The following is a 2392-nucleotide window of genomic DNA, read 5'->3' on the forward strand; positions in this document are numbered from 1 at the left end:
ACAACTCGGCCACGGCCAGCCCCGCTTCACCTTCCTTCAGGATCGCCACGATCTGACTCTCGCTGAACTTGCTCTTCCTCATCGCGTCCTCGTCTTCCTCTTTGAGGCCGCATTCTCCAGATTCAGGTGTCTACGGTGAGGGGGAGCTTACGCCCCCATGTGGCACGTGAGAAGTCAGAGAGCCTCGAACGCGCAATGGTAGCCCTCGAACAACTCGATTGAATCGCTCTCCTCGCCGTCGGGAGTGAGAATCCGGGTGCCTAAGCCCCACCGGGCCATCGAGCCGAGAAGCGCACTTCGGCGATCCGAATTCCAGGCTCTGAATTCCGCTATGGGGCAACAGTCGTTCGACGAAGACGGCGCAGCGTGCACACGTGCACAGCTTGCTCTATTCGCTCAAGCGTGCGCTGCCGGCGAAACCTGTCATTGGGACGTCACCCTCGAGCGACGGCAATCAGTCTCAAACAGCCCTTGGGCTTCGCAAGTCGCCTTCGCAGCGGGAGGCGCCGGTCATCGCCACCGGGCGAGCTCACGATGCCCGCCTCCTTGCAGCCGTCCGGTCGGGCGAGTCGAGCTGGCCCGACCGGACGCTGTGTGAGGTCGTGCGGTCGAATCCCTGTCGCGGCGAATTACACCGCACCTTAGCGACGGAGGCCGATTCCACGATGCCCTACATCTCTCAGCCGAACAAACCCCAGTTCTGCCGGTGGAATGCCCTCCAGAACCAATTCGGTTGTAGTCCAAGCGCCGGCCGCCAGTGGTTCGCTGAAGGCCACCTCTCTGGACTTAGCCCGATCGTTCTGCGCATTTCCCTTGTCATCGACTGAGCCCCACTCGATCGTGGCCTTGAGACCATCTACCCTCGCAGAGGCAAGGTTTCCGAATTGAAGCCAAATCTTGCTGCCGTTGGCATATGGTTTGATGTCGGAAATCTTCACGGTCACGACCCCCAAGTCATAGCGAATGGCCGAATAGCCACTGTCTCCTGGCTTCATGTAGGCAATTCGATCCCAGCCGGCTATCTCCAGTCGGAACTCAAGGTTCTGGACCTCTGTGGCGAGCGCCTTATTGGCCGCCTCCAACGCGGCGAGCCTTTCTTCGAGTGCCTTGACACGTGACTCGTCGGTGCAACCGACCAGAGACAAACACGTCAAAACAACCGCACTCGTGAGCGTATGTCTCATGGTGAATAACTCCTGACTCGCAACCCGCGTCGCCTTGAGGAGAACTACGCTCTCCAGATCGGCTTGTTCCCACCACCAACGATCTTGCTTGCCAAGATCTGCAAGTCAAATCGTTCCCGCTGACATTTAAGGGAACGCCGCCCGCAACGTCGATCCCCCGAACGGATGATGTGTCGCCCCTTTGCCAGCGGAGCATCAAAGCGTCGTCAAAAAAGGCACACATCTGCGGCCGCGATAGCGGCGTAGAGCGCGTGTTGAGCGCAGTCCTCGCGACAATCCGCATGATGGACCTTCATGGCGTCCGCCACTACTCCATGCGCCCACCTATGCAAAAGCTCTTGTGCGCCCTTGCGCTGCTGTTGGCGTCCACCGTCGCCCTTGCCCAGGACGCCAAGATTCGCGTGAGCGTCACTCACAGCGGAGAGGACGCCGTAGGCAAGCGCCTCGCGTTCTCGCTTCGGGAGGCAGTTCGATCTTCTAGCGGCTATCAACTCGTTGGCCCGGAGGAATCAGGATTGGAGGTCAAGCTCATAACGCTTGACCCAGAAACCTCGCCACGATCGTCGAGTGTCTGGACCGTGGCCTCTGCCACGATTGTCATGACGAACTTCCTGCCGTACGAAAAGAGAAATCCGCAGACGTGGTACCCGATCTACATGACCTCTGTCGTAATGACGGTTGGAGCTAACCGGACAGACGAGCAGGCCAAGTCAATACTTGCGACGCTCGACGACTCCCTAGAGAAGTTTCGCGCCGCTGCGCGAGGGAAATGAACCCTCTCCGTTCGAACCAAAGCGCAGCGCCATGACGGCGTTCTCTCAGTGCTGTGAACCATATCGAAAGCGCGCCGCTTGGGACATCTTCTCGCCTGTGTCCGCCCGAAGTGCTTAAGTGCACTAAGACTCGTCCTGCCGATGAATGGTCGTGAATTAGATTGACTCAGGCGTGCTGGCGCACATCGGCGTGGATGCTGCTTCGGGGCTGGTGCACACGGTCATTGGCACAGCGGCCAACGTCAACGACCTCAATGTCGCCGGGCAACTGCTGCATGGCGAGGAGTACGCGGCCTTCGGCGATGCGGGCTGCCAAGGCGTGCACAAGCGGCCAGAGGCCGCAGGCCCGACGTGGCACGTGGCGATGCGCCCGGGCAAGCGCAAGAAGCTCAACCCGTTCATCGAGCCTGACTTCATCGCCGAGCGCGTGGAGAA

2 protein-coding genes and 1 pseudogene are annotated in these 2392 nt (G+C 59.8%); 2 read left to right on the plus strand and 1 reads right to left on the minus strand.

The features are described 5' to 3' along the window. Nucleotides 1-641 precede the first annotated feature (641 nt). Entirely contained in the window at nt 642-1184 is a 543-nt protein-coding gene (locus E8D38_RS27410; protein ID WP_140637448.1) for a DUF3251 domain-containing protein, read from the minus strand. 254 nt (nt 1185-1438) lie between these two features. Here E8D38_RS27410 and E8D38_RS27415 point away from each other — a divergent pair, with 254 nt between their 5' ends. Then, entirely contained in the window at nt 1439-1957 is a 519-nt protein-coding gene (locus E8D38_RS27415) for a hypothetical protein (protein ID WP_140637449.1), read from the plus strand. 169 nt (nt 1958-2126) lie between these two features. Then, nucleotides 2127-2392, plus strand: a pseudogene (locus tag E8D38_RS27420) (transposase); the annotation flags it as partial.

It is taken from the genome of Methylibium rhizosphaerae (assembly GCF_006386545.1).
Taxonomy (GTDB): domain Bacteria; phylum Pseudomonadota; class Gammaproteobacteria; order Burkholderiales; family Burkholderiaceae_C; genus Pseudorivibacter; species Pseudorivibacter rhizosphaerae.

What these genes read in the sequence shown, in the direction of transcription:
- E8D38_RS27410 (WP_140637448.1), bottom strand. Translation starts at nt 1,184, where the DNA reads ATGAGACATACGCTCACGAGTGCGGTTGTTTTGACGTGTTTGTCTCTG.